This window comes from Pseudoxanthomonas sp. 22568, assembly GCF_052044485.1.
GTDB lineage: Bacteria > Pseudomonadota > Gammaproteobacteria > Xanthomonadales > Xanthomonadaceae > Pseudoxanthomonas_A > Pseudoxanthomonas_A beigongshangi.
In genome coordinates this window covers 122,903-138,882 of the sequence record NZ_JBQENC010000008.1, presented here as the reverse complement: position 1 = coordinate 138,882, position 15,980 = coordinate 122,903, and the positions used below count along the sequence as shown (strand labels likewise).

The 15,980-nt window shown below is 67.8% G+C and carries 17 protein-coding genes; 10 read left to right on the top strand and 7 right to left on the bottom strand.

The window, feature by feature from the left end; genetic code table 11:
* Positions 1–3: 3 nt before the first annotated feature.
* Complete coding sequence (locus ACTJI2_RS12190; RefSeq protein ID WP_141455554.1) at positions 4–330, bottom strand: J domain-containing protein; 327 nt, start codon at positions 328–330, stop codon at positions 4–6.
* A gap of 185 nt (positions 331–515) precedes the next feature.
* Here ACTJI2_RS12190 and ACTJI2_RS12185 point away from each other — a divergent pair, with 185 nt between their 5' ends.
* The 3 genes from ACTJI2_RS12185 to ACTJI2_RS12175 all read left to right on the top strand — a co-directional run bounded on the left by ACTJI2_RS12185 (position 516) and on the right by ACTJI2_RS12175 (position 2,476).
* Entirely contained in the window at positions 516–1,442 is a 927-nt protein-coding gene (locus tag ACTJI2_RS12185; RefSeq protein WP_183639189.1) for a phosphoribosylaminoimidazolesuccinocarboxamide synthase, read from the top strand.
* A gap of 127 nt (positions 1,443–1,569) precedes the next feature.
* Complete coding sequence (locus ACTJI2_RS12180) at positions 1,570–1,905, top strand: SMR family transporter (protein ID WP_183639191.1); 336 nt, start codon at positions 1,570–1,572, stop codon at positions 1,903–1,905.
* Between the two features lie 91 nt (positions 1,906–1,996).
* On the top strand, positions 1,997–2,476 hold the full coding sequence (locus ACTJI2_RS12175) for an Mpo1 family 2-hydroxy fatty acid dioxygenase (RefSeq protein WP_440842250.1): 480 nt from the start codon (positions 1,997–1,999) through the stop codon (positions 2,474–2,476).
* Positions 2,477–2,492: 16 nt separating this feature from the next.
* Here ACTJI2_RS12175 and ACTJI2_RS12170 read toward each other — a convergent pair whose 3' ends face one another.
* Complete coding sequence (locus tag ACTJI2_RS12170; RefSeq protein ID WP_440842249.1) at positions 2,493–3,362, bottom strand: nucleoside-diphosphate sugar epimerase; 870 nt, start codon at positions 3,360–3,362, stop codon at positions 2,493–2,495.
* Between the two features lie 124 nt (positions 3,363–3,486).
* Here ACTJI2_RS12170 and ACTJI2_RS12165 point away from each other — a divergent pair, with 124 nt between their 5' ends.
* From ACTJI2_RS12165 to ACTJI2_RS12140, 6 genes are read left to right on the top strand one after another with little or no spacing between them, the layout of a single operon-like run.
* The gene (locus ACTJI2_RS12165; RefSeq protein WP_440842248.1) at positions 3,487–6,321 is read left to right on the top strand and encodes a monovalent cation/H+ antiporter subunit A; all 2,835 of its coding nucleotides are present in this window, start codon (positions 3,487–3,489) and stop codon (positions 6,319–6,321) included.
* Positions 6,321–6,716 carry a Na+/H+ antiporter subunit C gene (locus ACTJI2_RS12160; RefSeq protein WP_440842247.1) on the top strand — a complete coding sequence of 132 codons (396 nt, stop codon included), beginning with the start codon at positions 6,321–6,323 and terminating at the stop codon, positions 6,714–6,716. Before ACTJI2_RS12165 ends, ACTJI2_RS12160 begins: the two co-directional genes overlap by 1 nt.
* On the top strand, positions 6,713–8,248 hold the full coding sequence (locus ACTJI2_RS12155; protein WP_440842245.1) for a monovalent cation/H+ antiporter subunit D: 1,536 nt from the start codon (positions 6,713–6,715) through the stop codon (positions 8,246–8,248). The genes ACTJI2_RS12160 and ACTJI2_RS12155 overlap by 4 nt, the downstream gene beginning before the upstream one ends.
* The gene (locus ACTJI2_RS12150) at positions 8,248–8,733 is read left to right on the top strand and encodes a Na+/H+ antiporter subunit E (protein ID WP_183639203.1); all 486 of its coding nucleotides are present in this window, start codon (positions 8,248–8,250) and stop codon (positions 8,731–8,733) included. The genes ACTJI2_RS12155 and ACTJI2_RS12150 overlap by 1 nt, the downstream gene beginning before the upstream one ends.
* The gene (locus ACTJI2_RS12145) at positions 8,730–9,014 is read left to right on the top strand and encodes a K+/H+ antiporter subunit F (protein WP_141455545.1); all 285 of its coding nucleotides are present in this window, start codon (positions 8,730–8,732) and stop codon (positions 9,012–9,014) included. The genes ACTJI2_RS12150 and ACTJI2_RS12145 overlap by 4 nt, the downstream gene beginning before the upstream one ends.
* The gene (locus ACTJI2_RS12140; RefSeq protein ID WP_183639205.1) at positions 9,011–9,373 is read left to right on the top strand and encodes a Na+/H+ antiporter subunit G; all 363 of its coding nucleotides are present in this window, start codon (positions 9,011–9,013) and stop codon (positions 9,371–9,373) included. Before ACTJI2_RS12145 ends, ACTJI2_RS12140 begins: the two co-directional genes overlap by 4 nt.
* Here ACTJI2_RS12140 and ACTJI2_RS12135 read toward each other — a convergent pair whose 3' ends face one another.
* The 4 genes from ACTJI2_RS12135 to hppD all read right to left on the bottom strand — a co-directional run bounded on the left by ACTJI2_RS12135 (position 9,374) and on the right by hppD (position 13,598).
* Positions 9,374–10,321 (bottom strand): calcium/sodium antiporter, encoded by a 948-nt coding sequence (locus tag ACTJI2_RS12135; protein ID WP_440842244.1) that lies wholly within the window; start codon positions 10,319–10,321, stop codon positions 9,374–9,376.
* A gap of 83 nt (positions 10,322–10,404) precedes the next feature.
* Positions 10,405–11,055, bottom strand: a complete 651-nt coding sequence (locus tag ACTJI2_RS12130) for a lectin (RefSeq protein ID WP_440842243.1) — start codon at positions 11,053–11,055, stop codon at positions 10,405–10,407.
* Positions 11,056–11,116: 61 nt separating this feature from the next.
* Complete coding sequence (gene hmgA, locus ACTJI2_RS12125; RefSeq protein WP_440842242.1) at positions 11,117–12,412, bottom strand: homogentisate 1,2-dioxygenase; 1,296 nt, start codon at positions 12,410–12,412, stop codon at positions 11,117–11,119.
* A 91-nt stretch (positions 12,413–12,503) separates the two neighbouring features.
* Positions 12,504–13,598 carry a 4-hydroxyphenylpyruvate dioxygenase gene (hppD, locus tag ACTJI2_RS12120; RefSeq protein WP_440842240.1) on the bottom strand — a complete coding sequence of 365 codons (1,095 nt, stop codon included), beginning with the start codon at positions 13,596–13,598 and terminating at the stop codon, positions 12,504–12,506.
* A 99-nt stretch (positions 13,599–13,697) separates the two neighbouring features.
* On the opposite strand from hppD, the gene ACTJI2_RS12115 reads away from it, so the two are divergent.
* The gene (locus ACTJI2_RS12115; RefSeq protein WP_440842238.1) at positions 13,698–14,225 is read left to right on the top strand and encodes a MarR family winged helix-turn-helix transcriptional regulator; all 528 of its coding nucleotides are present in this window, start codon (positions 13,698–13,700) and stop codon (positions 14,223–14,225) included.
* A gap of 81 nt (positions 14,226–14,306) precedes the next feature.
* Here ACTJI2_RS12115 and ACTJI2_RS12110 read toward each other — a convergent pair whose 3' ends face one another.
* Entirely contained in the window at positions 14,307–15,812 is a 1,506-nt protein-coding gene (locus ACTJI2_RS12110; RefSeq protein ID WP_203323206.1) for a peptide MFS transporter, read from the bottom strand.
* Between the last annotated feature and the right edge of the window lie 168 nt (positions 15,813–15,980).

Here is a 15,980-nt window from a genome sequence, read left to right as displayed (position 1 = left end):
CGTTCAGCGCCGGCGCAGGGTCTTGATGCGGTCGTAGGCGGCATTGATTTCGCCGGCCTTGCGCTCGGCCTGGCGGCGCAGTTCCTCGGCGGCGCCCGCGTACTTGTCGGGGTGGTACTGGGAAATCAGCCGGCGGTAGGCCTGGTCGATCTCGGCGTCGGTGGCGTCGCTGGTGAGGTTGAACACCCGGTAGGGGTTGTCCCGGGACAGCTTGAACCAGTCTTCGTCGAAGGCATGGCCGATCAGCAGGCCGATCAGGCCGCCCACCGGGTGCCGCATCAGCAGCCAGCCGGCGATGAATCCGAGCAATTTGCCGTACCAGCGCTTCATCCGGGCGGGGTTTCCGTGAAATTGGCGGCCATTTTACGGCACAGCGGCCCGGCATCGCCGTACACTACGCGGCCCGGCCGGGTTCCGGGCACGCCCAGGCGGCTTGCGGGACACGGAGCGGGGAGGACTTCGGGTGCGCTGCGCGCGCCCTTCCGACCGAAATCCGGACTCCCCGAGGAGTATTTGTGCCGACGACGTTGCTTCAATCCGATCTGCCCGGCCTGCCGTTGCGCCACCGCGGCAAGGTCCGCGATGTATTCGACATTCCCCGCGAGCGTCTGCCCGCCGACGCGCCGCCCGGCGACTACCTGCTGATGGTCGCCACCGATCGCCTCAGCGCGTTCGACGTGGTGCTGCCGGATCCGATTCCCGGCAAGGGCGAGATGCTCTGCCAGATCTCCAACTTCTGGTTCGCCAAGACCGCCCACCTGCTGCCCAACCACCTGACCGGCATCGACGTGGCCAGCGTGCTGCCCGCAGGCGTGGATCCCGCGCTGTACGCGAAGCGCGCGGTGGTGACCCGCAGGCTCAAGCCGGTGCCGGTGGAAGCCATTGCCCGCGGCTACCTGATCGGCAGCGGCTGGAAGGACTACCAGCGCACGGGCAAGGTCAGCGGCATCGAGCTGCCCGACGGCCTGCGCCAGGCCGAACGTCTGGCGGAACCGATTTTCACCCCCTCCACCAAGGCGGCGGTCGGCGACCACGACGAGAACATCGATTTCGACGCGATGGTCAAGACCGTGGGCGCGGAACTGGCCGAGCGCGTGCGCGACGCCACCCTGCGCATCTACCGCTACGCCGCCGAGTACGCGGCCGAGCGCGGCATCCTGCTGGCCGACACCAAGTTCGAGTTCGGTACCGACGCCGACGGGCGCCTGTACATCATGGACGAGATGCTGACCCCCGATTCCTCGCGCTACTGGCCGGCGGATCAGTACGAGGTCGGCACCAGCCCGCCGAGCTACGACAAGCAGTTCGTGCGCGACTACCTGGAAACGCTGGACTGGGACAAGACCGCGCCCGGCCCGCGCCTGCCCGCCGAAGTCATCGAACGCACCCGCGCGAAGTACGCCGAAGCGCTGCTGCGGCTGGCTGATCTGCGGCTGGATTGATCGCAGGCAATAGACTGCACCCGGAGCCCGTTCCTCCGGTTCGGGCCGCGGGCCGGTCGGGCGGCGTTCACCGCGGCGTGGGCTAGCATCCCGGTCCCGTGCCACGCACGCCGCCTGTCCCGCCGCCATGAATCCGGGTTACCTGTACCTGGCCGTCGCCATCGTCGCCGAGGTCATTGCCACCAGCGCGCTCAAATCGGCGGAGGGCTTCACCCGCCTCGGTCCCTCGCTGCTGGTGGCGGCCGGTTACGGCATCGCCTTCTACTGCCTGTCGCAGGTGATGAAGACCGTTCCGGTCGGGGTCGCCTACGCGATCTGGTCCGGCGCCGGCATCGTCCTGATCGCCCTGGTCGGCTGGCTGGTGCTCAAGCAGGCGCTCGACCTGCCCGCCGTGCTCGGCATGGGCCTGATCGTGGCCGGGGTCGCGGTCATCCAGTTGTTCTCGCGGGTTTCCACCCACTAGTCCGCCCACCCGGGGCCGGGTGGCGACGCGCGCCGCCCGCGCCTGCGCTATGCTCCATACCCTGCCGCATCGACATCCTCGGGAGGGATGCATGAACGCGACCGCGCAACGCCCGGTGGACCGCTGGTTCGCCAGTTATTCCGGCGACCACCAGAACGTCACCAACCAGAAGATCCATCTCTTCGCCGTCCCCGCCATCCTGTGGACGGTGGTCGCGCTGCTGTGGTGCATCCCCGTGTTCGGCACCTGGATGAAGTCCGGCATCTGGGCGGCGCTGGCGATGTTCGGTGCGTGGATGTTCTACAACCGGATGTCGCGCCCGCTCGGCCTGGGCATGCTGGCGATCTTCGTGGCGATGGCCTGGCTGACCCGCTGGCTGGAAGGCATGCTGGGGGTGGCGAACCTGTTCTGGCTGGCCCTGGGCGTATTCGTGATCGCCTGGATCGCGCAGTTCATCGGCCACAAGATCGAAGGCCGCAAACCGAGTTTCCTCACCGATCTCACCTACCTGCTGATCGGGCCGGCCTGGGTCCTGGCCAAGTTCTACCGGGTGATGGGCTGGCGTTACTGATCGGCATGCGCCGCGCTCAGCGCGGCAGCATGTCCGCATCCGGCTGGAAACCGCGCGGCGCGTAGCCGAAATCCTGTCGCGCCGGCCCGGCGTCGAACACCAGGTCCTCGCGCATACGTGCCACCGCCGCACCCGTCAGGCCCTGCAAGCGTCCGCTCGCGCGCGCCGCCAGGACCGCGGCGGCAAACAGCGGCGACGGCAGCACGATCAGGCGCGGTGGAGGCTGCAGCGCGGCCAGCGTGCGTCGGACCATTTCGCGATAGACCACGGTTTCGCCACCGGGCAACGCATAGGCCTTGGCGTGCGTGGCCGCCACATCCACCACCGCCTGGGCGGCCGCGGCCAGGTCCGCCACATGGACCGGCTGGCGCCGTCCGCGCGCATTGGCAGGCAACACGAAGAATCCGCTGCGCCGTGCCATCGCCGCGATTCGCGACAGGGTCTGGTCGCTGCCCGCGCCATAGACCAGCGTGGGACGCAGCACCGTGGCCTGCGTCCCCCGCAGCGCCGCCGTCCCGAACACCCGCGCTTCGGCATCCCGCAGGCGTCCGGCCAGATCACGCTCGCCACTGTCGGCGGAAGCGTGCTTGGTCTCGACGCTGGTGGACCCGAAGGCCACCACGCGCGGACATGCCATTCGCGCGTCCGCGTACCAATGTGAAAAGCGATCCAGCGGACCGGTGCTGAAAATCACGTCGACCCGCTCGGGGAGTTCCGGCATCGCGTCGAACTCCCCTCGCAACCAGTGAACGCCGGACTGTTGCTCGCGCGATTGCCGTGACACGGCGTAGCTGCGCCAACCCGCCGCGCGCAGACGCGCCAGCAGGGCCGCGCCGATCTGTCCGGTGCCGCCGAAGATCAGGGCGCTGCGGGACTGCGAAGACATGGAATGCACGTTTCCCCGTGGATGAACGAGATGGCCGGAACCGGTGCAAAGCATAGCGAAGCCGCCATTCCGCGTGCGTTGCCCTGTTAAACTCGGGTCAACACCCGCCATCGAAGTCCGACGAGTGTCCGCATCTCTCGACCTGCTCCTGTGCCTGCCGTTCCTGATCGCCCTGCTCATCGCACTGTGGCGACCCAAGTCGCGCAGCATGGCGGCCTGGCTGGCCGGCGCGGCGCCATTGCTGGGCCTGGGCCTGCTGGCGACGATGACGCCGGAGATCCTGCAAGGCGGCATCGTGCGCGCCGAGCATCCCTGGATTCCCCACCTTGGCCTCGCCTTCGGCCTGCGCCTGGACGGCCTGGCCTGGACCTTCGCCGGGCTGGTGCTGGCGATCGGCGCGCTGGTGGTGATGTACGCGCACTACTACCTGAGCCCGCGCGATTCGGCGGTGCGCCTGTATGCGTACCTGCTGCTGTTCATGGGCTCCATGCTCGGCGTGGTGCTGGCCGGCAACCTGATCCTGTTGCTGGTGTTCTGGGAGATGACCAGCATCAGTTCGTTCCTGCTGATCGGTTACTGGCACCAGCGCCAGGACGCCCGCGAGGGCGCGCGCATGGCGCTGGCGATCACCGGCGGTGGCGGCCTGGCGCTGCTGGCCGGCGCGCTGCTGCTGGGCCATATCGTCGGCAGTTACCAACTGGATGACGTGCTCGCCGCCGGCCCGCAGATCCGCGCGCACGCGCTGTATCCGCTGACCCTGGTACTGGTGCTGCTGGGCGTGTTCACCAAGAGCGCGCAGTTTCCGTTCCACTTCTGGCTGCCGCACGCGATGGCCGCGCCGACACCGGTTTCGGCCTACCTGCATTCGGCGACGATGGTGAAGGCCGGCGTGTTCCTGCTGGCGCGCCTGCACCCTGCCCTGGCCGGCAGCGAACTGTTCTTCTACCTGGTCAGCGCGATCGGCGCGGCGACGCTGCTGATCGGCGCCTGGCAGGCGATCTTCCAGCAGGACATCAAGGGCCTGCTGGCCTATTCGACCATCTCGCATCTGGGCCTGATCACGTTGCTGTTCGGCCTCTCCACCCCGATGGCGGTGGTCGCCGGCCTGTTCCACATCCTCAACCACGCGGTGTTCAAGGCCTCGCTGTTCATGGCCGCCGGCATCATCGATCACGAGACCGGCACCCGCGACATGCGCCGGCTCGGTGGCCTGCGCCGTTACCTGCCGTTCACCAGCGCGCTGGCGATCATCGCCAGCCTGGCGATGGCCGGCGTGCCGCTGCTCAACGGTTTCCTGTCCAAGGAAATGTTCTTCGCCGAGACGCTGGACATGAGCGACGCGCACGCGACCATGCGCGCGGCGATGAGCCTGGTCGCGGTGCTGGCCGGCATCTTCGGCGTCGCCTACAGCCTGCGCTTCGTCCACGACACGTTCTTCGGCAAGGGCCCCCGCGCGCTGGAGCATGAGCCGCACGAGCCCGCGCGCTGGATGAAGATCCCGGTCGAGATCCTGGTGGTGTTGTGCCTGATCGTGGGCATCGTCCCGGCCTGGACCATCGCCCCGGTGCTGGAGGCTGCGGTGCGTGGCACGCTCGGCGCCGCCGCGCCGACCTACAGCCTGGCGGTCTGGCACGGCTTCAACCTGCCGCTGCTGATGAGCGTGGTCAGCCTGGTCGGCGGCGTGGCGCTGTATTTCGGCCTGCGCCGGTTGCTGGATCTGCACGCGATCGTCCGCCAGTCGCTGGGACGACGCATCTTCCTGTTCAACGTCGAGGCGCTGTTCGCGCTGGCGCAGCGGCTGACCCGGCGCATCGCCAACGGCAGCCTGCAGCGCAGCCTGGCCTGGCTGGTGCTGGCGGCGATCGCGGTCGGACTGGCGCCGTTCCTGTCCGGCGGCGCTTCCATCGAATGGCGCGCGCCGCAACCGATGCCGCCGCTGGGCTGGGTGCTGTGGCTGGTGCTGGCGGCCTGCGCGATCACCTCGCTGCGCTGGTACCGGCAGCGCCTGGTGGTGCTGATCCTGCTGGGCGGCGCGGGACTGGCGGTCAGCCTGACCTTCGTGTTCCTGTCGGCGCCGGATCTGGCGCTGACCCAGTTGCTGGTGGAAATGGTCAGCCTGCCGCTGCTGCTGCTGGGCATGCATTACCTGCCGTTCCGCTCGCCGCCGGAGCGCAACGCGGCGCGGCGCTGGCGCGATATCGTGATCGCCCTGGTCGCCGGTACCGGCGTGGCGGTGCTGGCCTACGCGGCGATGACCCGGCCGGCCGGCGGCATCGGCGAGGAAATGCTGGCGCGCTCGTTGCCGGAGGCGTTCGGCCACAATGTGGTCAATGTGATCCTGGTCGATTTCCGCGGTTTCGATACCTTCGGCGAGATCACGGTGTTCGGCATCGCCGCCCTGCTGGTGCATGCGCTGCTGCGGCGCGCGCGGATGGCGCCGGAGAAGATCATGCCCGGCCCGCCGATTCCGTTGCCGGTGCCGGCGGATCTGGCCCAGATCATGTTCCCGCTGACGCTCACCGTCTCGTTCTTCCTGTTCCTGCGCGGGCACAACGCCCCCGGCGGCGGCTTCGTCGCCGGTCTGGTTCTGGCGGTGCCGCTGCTGATGCAGTACGTCATGCAGGGCGCCGCCTCGGTCGAGTCGCGCTTCGGTTTCGATTACGTGCGCTGCATCGGCGTGGGCCTGCTGGTGGCGGGGCTGGGCGGGGTCGCGCCGCTGCTGCTGGGGTACCCGTTCCTCACCAGCGGCCACGTCGTATGGACGCTGCCGCTGATCGGAGACCTGGAGCTGACCAGCGCGATGGTGTTCGACACCGGCGTCTACCTGGTGGTGTTCGGCGGCGCGATGCTGATTCTCTCGATGCTGGGCACGATCAAACCCTCGCGCACGCGGGAAGCGCGCGATGGTGTCATCGATCTCGACCGGCGCTCACTCCGGACCGGCGAGGTGGAACGCTGATGGAACTCGCCCTGGCCAGCGCGATCGGCCTGCTCACCGCCTCCGGCGTGTACCTGTTGCTGCGCGCGCGCACTTTCGACGTCATCCTCGGGATGACCCTGCTCTCCTACGCCACCAACCTGCTGATCTTCGCCGGCGGCCGGGTGGTGGCCGGCAAGCCGCCGGTGCTGCGCGACGGCGTGGCGACCACCCTCGCCTACTACACCGATCCGCTGCCGCAGGCGCTGGTGCTGACCGCGATCGTGATCGCGTTCGCGATGACCGCGGTCAGCATCGTGCTGGCGATCCGCAGCCGCGCCGACAACGGCAGCGATCACGTCGACGGCACCGCCGGCGAACGCCTGCACGAGGCGCGCGTGGACAGCTACCACGAAGACCGGCGGAGGAAGGCATGAGCCACCTGCCGCTGCTGCCGATCCTGATCCCGCTGTTCGCCGCGGCGCTGGCGTTGTTCGCCGAGCACCGCCGTTTCGGCATGGTGCCGCAACGTTTGATTGCCGGTGTCTCGCTGGCCGCGCAGGTGCTGGTGGCGGTGTGCCTGCTGCGCGCGGCCGCAGACGGCACGGTGCTGGTCTATCTGCTCGGCGACTGGCCGGCGCGGCTGGGCATCAGCCTGATGGTGGATCGCCTGTCGGCGATGATGGTGCTTGTGTCGGCGCTGCTGGCGGTGGCCTGCCTGCTGCACGCCGGCGCCGGCTGGGATCGGCGCGCGCCGCATTTCCACGCCTTCTTCCAGTTCCAGCTGATGGGCCTGAACGGCGCGTTCCTGACCGGCGATTTGTTCAACCTGTTCGTGTTCTTCGAAGTGCTGCTGATCGCCTCCTATGGACTGATGCTCAGCGGCGGGCGCGGCGATCGCATGCGCGCCGGTTTCCACTACGTCAGCGTCAACATCGCCGCCTCGACCCTGTTCCTGATGGCGCTGGGCCTGCTGTACGCGCTGCTCGGCTCGCTCAACATGGCCGAGATGTCGACGAAGATCGCGCAGGCGCCGGCCGCCGATCTGCCGCTGATCCAGGCCGCCGCCGGCCTGCTGCTGCTGGTGTTCTGCACCAAGGCGGCGCTGCTGCCGATGTACCTGTGGCTGCCGCAGACCTACACCCACGCACCGGCCGCGGTCGCGGGACTGTTCGCGATCATGACCAAGGTCGGCCTGTACGCGGTGCTGCGGGTATGCCTGCTGCTGTTCGGCGCGTCGGCCGGCGCGCTGGCCGGATTCGCCTGGGACTGGCTGCTGCCGGCCGGCGTGATCACGCTGGCCCTGGCCTCGCTGGGAGTGATGGCAGCGGTCAGGCTGCGCGCGCTGGCGGCCTACCTGGTGCTGGTGTCGGCGGCGACCTTGTTCATCGCCTTCGCGCTGGCCCGCGAAGGCACCATCGGCGCGGGACTCTATTACCTGGCGCATAGCACCTTCGCGGGCGCGTCGCTGTTCCTGATCGCGGATCTGGTCCGGCGCCAGCGCGGCGCCGATGGCGATCGCGGGGATCGCGGACTGCCGGTGCCGTCCAAGACCCTGCCCGGTCTGATGTTCCTGATCGCGGCGGTATCGCTGGCCGGCCTGCCGCCGCTGTCGGGTTTCATCGGCAAGCTGGTGCTGCTGATGGCCACGGTCGAGCAACGCTGGATCTGGGCGGCGCTGCTGGTGAGCAGTTTCCTGGTCCTGGTCGGCATGGCGCGCGCGGGCACGCGGCTGTTCTGGCGGGTGCCCCCGGGCGCCCAGGTTCCCGCACCATCGGGCACGATCGCGGCGCCGGCGCGCACGCTGGAAACCGCCGCCACCGTGCTGCTGCTCGGCTACGGCGTGGCGATGGTGCTGGCCGCCGCCCCGATCCTGGGCTACACGCGAGCCGCCGCCGCCCAGTTGTTGTCGCCGACCGACTATGTGGAACAGGTGCGCGCGCAATTGCCGGCGATGAGGAAACCCTGATGAAGCGCTGGATTCCTTCCTGGCCGCTGAGCCTGACGATCTTCTGCTTCTGGCTGCTGATGAACTCGGCGCTCAGCTGGGGGCACGCCGTGCTGGCGGTGGTGCTGGCGATCGTCATCCCGCTGTTCGCCGCGCGCCTGGATCGCGAGTTCGCCCGGATCGGCCGCCTGCGCCAGGTACCGCGCATGCTGTGGGTGCTGGGCTGGGACATCGTCCGTTCCAACATCGAAGTCGCGCGCCGCGTGCTGGGACCGGAGTCGGCGATCACGCCCGGCTTCGTCTGGGTGCCGCTGGACATCGGCAACATCCATGGCATCGCCGCGCTGACCAGCATCATCACCCTGACACCCGGCACCCTGTCGGCGGTGTTGTCGGACGACCGCCGCCATCTGCTCGTGCACGTGTTCGATCTGAAGGATCCGGAAGCGGTAGTCGCCCAGATCAAGCACCGCTACGAAGCGCCCCTGATGGAGATATTCCCATGACGCCCGAATCCATCGTCGCCGTGGCCATCGTCGGCTCCATGCACGTGGTCGGCCTGGCCATGCTGCTGGCGCTGTGGCGCCTGCTGCGCGGGCCGACCGTGCCGGATCGGATTCTCGCGCTGGATACCCTGTTCGTGGCCGGCATCGCCGAACTGATGCTGTTCGGCATGCACCTGGACACGCCAATCTACTTCGAGGCCGCGTTGATCATCGCGATGCTCGGCTTCGTCGGCACCGTAGTGCTGAGCAAGTACATCCTGCGCCGGGACATCGTCGAATGAACATGCTGATCGCCGTACTGCTCGCGACGCTGCTGGCCGTCGGCAGCTTCTTCATCCTGGTCGGTTCCTACGGACTGGCCAAGCTGTCGGATTTCTTCAAGCGCCTGCATGGCCCGACCAAGGCCAGCACGCTGGGCGTGGGTTGCGTGCTGCTGGCCTCGGTCGGCTACCACGCTTCACTGGGGCACGATCCGCAACCGCGTGAATTGCTGGTCACCGCGTTCCTGTTCATCACCGCGCCGATCAGTGCGCACCTGATGGCCAAGGCCGCGCTGTCGCTGAAGATGGCCACGCGCCCACCCGAACCCGGCCAGACCGATGGACAGGCGGGCGAACCCGCGCAGGACGACCCGGCCTGATCAGGCCAGCATCGCGATTTCCAGCACCACCCAGGCCACGAACGCCAGCACCAGCACGGCGCCCTCGCCCCGGCTCACGCGCAGGTCCCCGCGCAACATCGGCAACAGGATCACCGCGAAGGCGATCGCCGCCGGCAGCTCCAGGCGGACGAAGGAGGTCGGCAGCGGCAGCGGCCGGAACACCGCCATGCCGCCCACCACGACCAACAGGTTGAACAGGCTGGAACCGATCACGTGGCCGGCCACCATGTCGCCCTGCCCGCGCCGCGCCGCCGCGATGGCGGCCGCCACTTCCGGCAGGGCGGTGCCAATCGCCACCGGCAACAGGCCGGACAGCAGCGGCGTCAGGCCCAGTCCGGCGCCGAGCGTGGTCGCGGACTGGACGATGAATTTCGAGCCGAAGTACAGCAGCGCGATGGCGATGGCCAGACGCAGCAATGCCTGCCACCAGGCAACCGCGGGACCGGCATAGGCGGCGACATCCGCGCGCACCGCCTCGTCCTCGCGCGTACCGCGCGCGAGCAGGAAGACGAGCATGGCGACGAAGGCCAGCAGCAGCACACCGCCTTCGATGCGTCCGATCACACCGTCCAGGCCGAGCACGATCAGCGCCAGCGTCGCCGCCACCAGCAACAGCAGCAATGGCGACAGCAGGCGCATGCGCACCACCAGTGGCGCGCACAACGCGGCCAGGCCCAAGGTCAGGCCGAGGTTGGCGATATTGCTGCCGACCGCGTTGCCCAGCGCCAGGTCCTGCGCGCCCACCCAGACCGCGCGCGCGTTGACCGCCAGTTCCGGCAGCGAAGTGCCAAAGGCGATCAGCAGCAGGCCGGCCACGAAGGGCGAGGCCCCCAGGCGCTGCGCCAGCGCCGAGGCGCCCTTGACGATGGAATCACCACCCAGTGCCAGCAGCACCAGGCCCAGCAGGAAAAAGCCCCATGCTTCCATCCGTGCGCCTCCTCGCGTCGATGGGCGATTCTATGCCCGCGCGGCGGCCGGCCACCAGCCAGCCACCGTCGGCGGAGGGAAACTCAGGAACAGCCTTCCACGTAGTCGGCCTGCGGGATCAGGCCGACCCGCCAACGGGTGACCTTGCCGTCGGCGCCGACCTCGAACACCAGCTTGCTCGGCGCCACTCCGCTGGCGGCCATCGACAGGTATTGGCCGCCCTCGACGTACTTGTGCGGCGTGGATTGCAGGCCACCGTTGTAGAGCTTCTGCAGGGCATCGGCCTGCATGCCGACCTTGCCGCCGCCGGGCGCGGTCTCCTTGTCGTTGCCGACGTCGTAGCGGACGAACTTGCCGTCCTCGATCATGAAGGCCAGTTCGTTGCCGTCCTTCGCCCACTTCGGCAGCAGGTAGTGGCAGGTACTGCCCTCGCCCGCCGGCAGCGACTTGAGCTCGCCGCCCCAGGCAGCCTTGGCCTCGTCTTCGCTGCTGCCCAGCTTCATGTCGCCGAAACCGGCCAGCCCGGCCTGGGCCAATGCGGGCGGCGCGGCGGGATCGGTGGCGGGCGGAGTGGTGGGCGGAGTGGTGGGTTCGGCGGGAACGCTCGCGGCCGGCGGCGGCGCGGGAGCCGGTGCGTCCGCCTCGGCCGGTGGCTGCGCGGCCGGCGGCTTGCAGGCGGCCAGCGCCAGCGTCAGGGCGAAAGTCAGCAGGACCGGCTTGGGGGCGAACGTCATGGCGGCGGCTCCGTGGGAAAGCCGCAGCCTAGCGCGTCGCGGTGAAGCTGTCGCGAACGGATCAGTCCGGCTTGCGGAAGTGCTTCTGCAATCCGGCCCAGCAGGCCAGGTAGTCGCGCTGGCGATGCCCGGCTTCCAGCGCCTGCGCCGTGGGGCGGATCACCGCGCGCGTCTCGAACATGAAGGCCATGGTGTCGCGGATGACGTCCGGCTTGCTGAGGTCCGCGGCGCTGGCCTTCTCGAAAGTGGCTGCGTCCGGGCCATGCCCGGTCATGCAGTTGTGCAGCGACGCACCGCCCGGCGCGAAGCCCTCGGCCTTGGCGTCGTACACGCCGGTGATCAGGCCCATGAACTCGCTGGCGACATTGCGGTGGAACCACGGTGGACGGAACGTGTCCTGCGCCACCAGCCAGCGCGGCGGGAAGATCACGAAATCCAGGTTGGCGGTGCCGTGGGTGTCGCTGGGCGAGGTCAGCACGGTGAAGATCGACGGATCCGGGTGATCGAAGCTGATCGACCCGATGGTGTTGAAGTGGCGCAGGTCGTAGCGGTACGGCGCGTAGTTGCCGTGCCAGCCGACCACGTCCAGCGGCGAATGGCCGATCGACGCGCGCCACAGGTGGCCCTGGAACTTGGCGATCAATTCGAACTCGCCTTCCACTTCTTCGTACGCCGCGTGCGGCGTTTCGAAATCACGCGGATTGGCCAGGCCGTTGGCGCCGATCGGCCCCAGGTCGGGCAGGCGCAGCGCGGCGCCGAAGTTCTCGCACACGTAACCGCGCGACGGGCCATCCGGCAGTTCGACACGGAAGCGCACGCCGCGTGGAATCACCGCGATCTGCTGCGGCTCCACCTCGACCACGCCCAGTTCGGTGGCGATGTGCAACCGCCCCTGCTGCGGCACGATCAGCAACTCGGCATCGGCATCGTAGAAGAACCGACCCTGCATCGAGCGGTTGGCCGCGTACAGGTGGACGCCGACGCCATGCTGGCCGGCGGCCGAGCCGTTGCCGGCCATGGTGTACAGGCCTTCGACGAAATCCGTGGATGCTTCCGGCAGCGGCAGCGGATTCCAGCGCAGCTGATCCGGGGTCACCGGCCCGCTGCCGAAATCGTTGTGGAAGCGCGGCTGCTCGAACGCCTCGAAATTCGAATGCATCGCCGCCGGGCGGATCCGGTACAGCCAGCTGCGGCGGTTCTCGCTGCGCGGCGCGGTGAACGCCGTGCCCGAGAGCTGCTCGGCGTACAGGCCGTGGGCCACCCGCTGCGGCGAGTTGCGTCCGATCGGCAGCGTGCCGGCCACGGCCTCGCTGGCGAAATGGTTGCCGAAACCGGTTTGGTAGCCGCTGATTTTCATGGTGCCTGCCTGTGGCCGCGACGTCCGTCGCGGCGATGCCGATGACGCGATTCTGCCTGAACTGGGGAGCGGCGCCAGGCGCCGCCCGGGTTCAGAGCACGCCGCGGCGCATCTGGTCGCGTTCGATGCTCTCGAACAACGCCTGGAAGTTGCCTTCGCCGAAGCCTTCGTTGCCCTTGCGCTGGATGATCTCGAAGAAGATCGGGCCGATCGCGTTCTGGGTGAAGATCTGCAGCAGCTTGCGCTGGTGGGTCTCGGGATCGGCGTCGATCAGGATCTTGTTCCTGGCCAGCCGCGGCACATCCTCGCCATGATCCGGCACGCGCTGGTCGATCACGTCGAAATAGGTGTCCGGGGTGTCGAGGAACTCGACGCCGGCCTCGCGCATGGCTTCCACCGTCTCGTAGATGTCGTCGGTGAAGCAGGCGATGTGCTGGATGCCCTCGCCCTTGTACGCGTCCAGGTACTCGTTGATCTGCGACTTCGGATCCGAGGATTCGTTGAGCGGGATGCGCACGATGCCATCCGGCGCGGTCATCGCCTTGGACAGCAGGCCGGTCTTGGCGCCCTTGATGTCGAAGTAGCGGATTTCGCGGAAGTTGAACAGGCGCTCGTAATAATCCGACCACTTGTCCATGTTGCCGAAGTACAGGTTGTGGGTCAGGTGATCGATGAAGGTCAGCCCGAAGCCCTTCGGGTTCTGCTCCGCGCCCTGCACCGGCAGGTAGTCGCCGTCGTAGATGCTCCCGGTACCGCCGTAGCGATCCACCAGGTACAGCATGCAGTCGCCGATGCCCTTGACCACCGGCGCGGAAACCGCGCGGGTTTCCGGCTTGTGATCGATCGCCTCGCCACCGTTGTGGAGGACGGTGTCGAACACCTGTTCCGCCGGCTTGCTGAAGCGGATCGCGAAGCCACAGGCGCAAGGACCGTGCGCGCGGGCGAAATCCGCTGCGAACGAATCCGGATCCTCGTTGACCAGGAAGTTCACTCCGCCCTGGCGGTACACGGTGATCGGACGGGTCTTGTGGTGCAGCACGGCAGTGAAGCCGAGCCGGCGGAAGTAGTCGTGCAGGGCCTCGCCCTGGCCATCCGGGGCGGCGAATTCGACAAATTCGAAGCCGTCGATACCCATCGGGTTCTCGAAGGTGGTGACCTGCATGCCGAGGTTGGGTTGTGCGTTCATGGAGCGCCTCGCTAGGCTTGCGGTGGGACAGCCTGCTTTATAGTTTCAATTGAAACTACTTGCAAGCTGCGCCGCGCCATCCCTTTCCGAACCGGCCCCATGAACGACCCCAACCCGACCCGAGACGCCCCGCCCGCCCCCCTCCCGGCCGAGCATCCCCATGCCGTGCTGGAACTGGAGCGCTTCCTGCCCTACCGCCTGAGCGTGCTGTCCAACCGGGTCAGCCAGACCATCGCCCACCTGTACGACCAGCGCTTCGGCCTGGCCATCACCGAGTGGCGGATCATGGCGGTGCTGGGGCGGTTCTCGGACCTGTCCGCCGGCGAGGTCGCCGAGCGCACCGCGATGGACAAGGTGGCGGTCAGCCGGGCCGTGGCCAAGCTGCTGGAACGCGGCCTGATCAAGCGCGATACCCATGGCGACGACCGCCGCCGCTCGGTGCTTGCGCTGTCGGAAGTCGGCTACTCGGTCTACGACGAGGTCGCGCCGATGACCCTGGAATGCGAGCGCCGGCTGCTGTCGGAACTGAGCCCGGAAGAAACCCGGCAGCTCAGCCAGCTGATCGACAAGCTGTCCGACGGCGTCGCCCACATGACCGGCTCCACGCCGTGGAAGCAGGCCGACTGACAACGCACGCGGGAAACATTCCGCGGACACGAAAAAGGCGGCCATCGGCCGCCTTTCTCGTTCTCCATCGATGCCGGCGGTTTACTTCACGCCGTGCATCAGCTTCTGCACCAGCGGCGCGATCAGGAACAGCAGCACGCCGAAGCCGAGCAGGGTCCAGAAGCCGAAGGTATAGCCGGACAGCGCCGAAGCGGTGGTCATGCCGGTCTCGCCGCTGACGTGGCTGGCGAAGATGCCGGACAGGTTGTTGCCGATGCCGGTGGACAGGAACCAGCCGCCCATGCCGAAACCGACCAGGCGCACCGGTGCCAGCTTGGTCACCATCGACAGGCCGATCGGCGACAGGCACAACTCGCCGATGGACTGGATCCAGTACACCGCGAACAGCGTCCAGAACGGAATCTTCAGGCTCTGCGGATCCACCAGGCTGGAAAGCGCGAACATCAGCAGCAGGAACGCCAGGCCGTTGAAGATCAGGCCCAGGCCGAACTTGCGCGGGATCGACGGGTTGGCGCGGCCCATCTTGACCCACAGCCACGCCATGATCGGGGCCAGGGTGATGATGGCGACCGAGTTGACGGACTGGAACCAGCCGACCGGGAAAATCCAGCCGCCGAAGTCGCGATTGACGATCTTGTCGGCGAGGAAGCTGAAGGAGCTGCCGGCCTGCTCGAAGAAGCACCAGAACAGCACGTTGAAGGCGAAGATGATCAACATCGCGATCACCATGTCGCGCTGCTTGGGCCCATTGCGGATGCCTTCGACCAGCAACAGGATCGCCAGGCCGATGAACATCGCGGTGAGGATCCACTGCAGTGAATCCGCGCCGAGGTTCAGCAGGAAGTAGAACACCGGGATCGCCGCGATCGCGCAAATCGCCGTGACCGCCAACCGCGCCATGCTCTCGCCGCCCACCGGCGGCACGCCGATGCCCTTGAGCTGGCTGCGTCCGAACCAGAACCACACCAGGCTGATCAGCATGCCGATGCCGGAGGTGATGAACACGATCTTGTACACCGGCATCGTATCGGTGCCGAACACCTTCTCGGCCAGCCAGCTTGTCAGCAGCGGCGAGATCATCGCACCCAGGTTGATGCCCATGTAGAAGAGGGTGAAGCCCGAATCACGGCGCTCGTCGCCGACCGTGTAGAGCTTGCCGACCATGGTCGAGATGTTCGGCTTGAACAGGCCATTGCCGGCGATGATCGTGGCCAGGCCCACCTTGAAGATGTTCTGGTCCGGCACGGCGATCATGAACAGGCCGGCCGCCATGATGGCCGCCCCCAGCAGGATCGACCGCTGGTAACCGATGATCCGGTCCGCCACGTAGCCGCCGAAGATGGCCGCCGCGTAGACCAGCGCCAGGTAGGCGCCATAGACCTGGTTGGCCGGCGTCTCGCCGGTGCCGCTGCCGCCGTAGAACTGCGCCACGATGTACAGCACCAGCGCCCAGCGGATGCCGTAGAAGGCGAACCGCTCCCAGAATTCTGTCATGAACAGCATCCACAATGGACGCGGATGGCCCAGGGCCTGCTGGAATTCCGGTATCGGTTGCACCGGGTTTTGCGTATCGACGGCACCGCTCATGCGGTCTCCCCCCTCGTTATTCAGGAATGACAAATCCACGCGAAAGCCGCGCGGGACGGGGGAGAATTACCGACGCCCGCGGCTCCGTCAATGCCGTTTTTCCTGAATACGGGGGCCGGTGGGCTAGCGGAAAGCCCGGAAAACCCGCGGATTTCCTGCGGGGGCCGA

Excerpts from the sequence above, each read along its gene's own strand:
- ACTJI2_RS12160 (WP_440842247.1), top strand. The coding sequence starts at position 6,321 with ATGGAACTCGCCCTGGCCAGCGCGATCGGCCTGCTCACCGCCTCCGGC.
- hppD (WP_440842240.1), bottom strand. The coding sequence starts at position 13,598 with ATGAACGCACAACCCAACCTCGGCATGCAGGTCACCACCTTCGAGAAC.
- ACTJI2_RS12130 (WP_440842243.1), bottom strand. The coding sequence starts at position 11,055 with ATGACGTTCGCCCCCAAGCCGGTCCTGCTGACTTTCGCCCTGACGCTG.
- ACTJI2_RS12155 (WP_440842245.1), top strand. The coding sequence starts at position 6,713 with ATGAGCCACCTGCCGCTGCTGCCGATCCTGATCCCGCTGTTCGCCGCG.
- ACTJI2_RS12175 (WP_440842250.1), top strand. The coding sequence starts at position 1,997 with ATGAACGCGACCGCGCAACGCCCGGTGGACCGCTGGTTCGCCAGTTAT.
- ACTJI2_RS12150 (WP_183639203.1), top strand. The coding sequence starts at position 8,248 with ATGAAGCGCTGGATTCCTTCCTGGCCGCTGAGCCTGACGATCTTCTGC.
- ACTJI2_RS12140 (WP_183639205.1), top strand. The coding sequence starts at position 9,011 with ATGAACATGCTGATCGCCGTACTGCTCGCGACGCTGCTGGCCGTCGGC.
- hmgA (WP_440842242.1), bottom strand. The coding sequence starts at position 12,412 with ATGAAAATCAGCGGCTACCAAACCGGTTTCGGCAACCATTTCGCCAGC.
- ACTJI2_RS12110 (WP_203323206.1), bottom strand. The coding sequence starts at position 15,812 with ATGAGCGGTGCCGTCGATACGCAAAACCCGGTGCAACCGATACCGGAA.
- ACTJI2_RS12135 (WP_440842244.1), bottom strand. The coding sequence starts at position 10,321 with ATGGAAGCATGGGGCTTTTTCCTGCTGGGCCTGGTGCTGCTGGCACTG.
- ACTJI2_RS12170 (WP_440842249.1), bottom strand. The coding sequence starts at position 3,362 with ATGTCTTCGCAGTCCCGCAGCGCCCTGATCTTCGGCGGCACCGGACAG.
- ACTJI2_RS12190 (WP_141455554.1), bottom strand. The coding sequence starts at position 330 with ATGAAGCGCTGGTACGGCAAATTGCTCGGATTCATCGCCGGCTGGCTG.
- ACTJI2_RS12115 (WP_440842238.1), top strand. The coding sequence starts at position 13,698 with ATGAACGACCCCAACCCGACCCGAGACGCCCCGCCCGCCCCCCTCCCG.
- ACTJI2_RS12180 (WP_183639191.1), top strand. The coding sequence starts at position 1,570 with ATGAATCCGGGTTACCTGTACCTGGCCGTCGCCATCGTCGCCGAGGTC.
- ACTJI2_RS12145 (WP_141455545.1), top strand. The coding sequence starts at position 8,730 with ATGACGCCCGAATCCATCGTCGCCGTGGCCATCGTCGGCTCCATGCAC.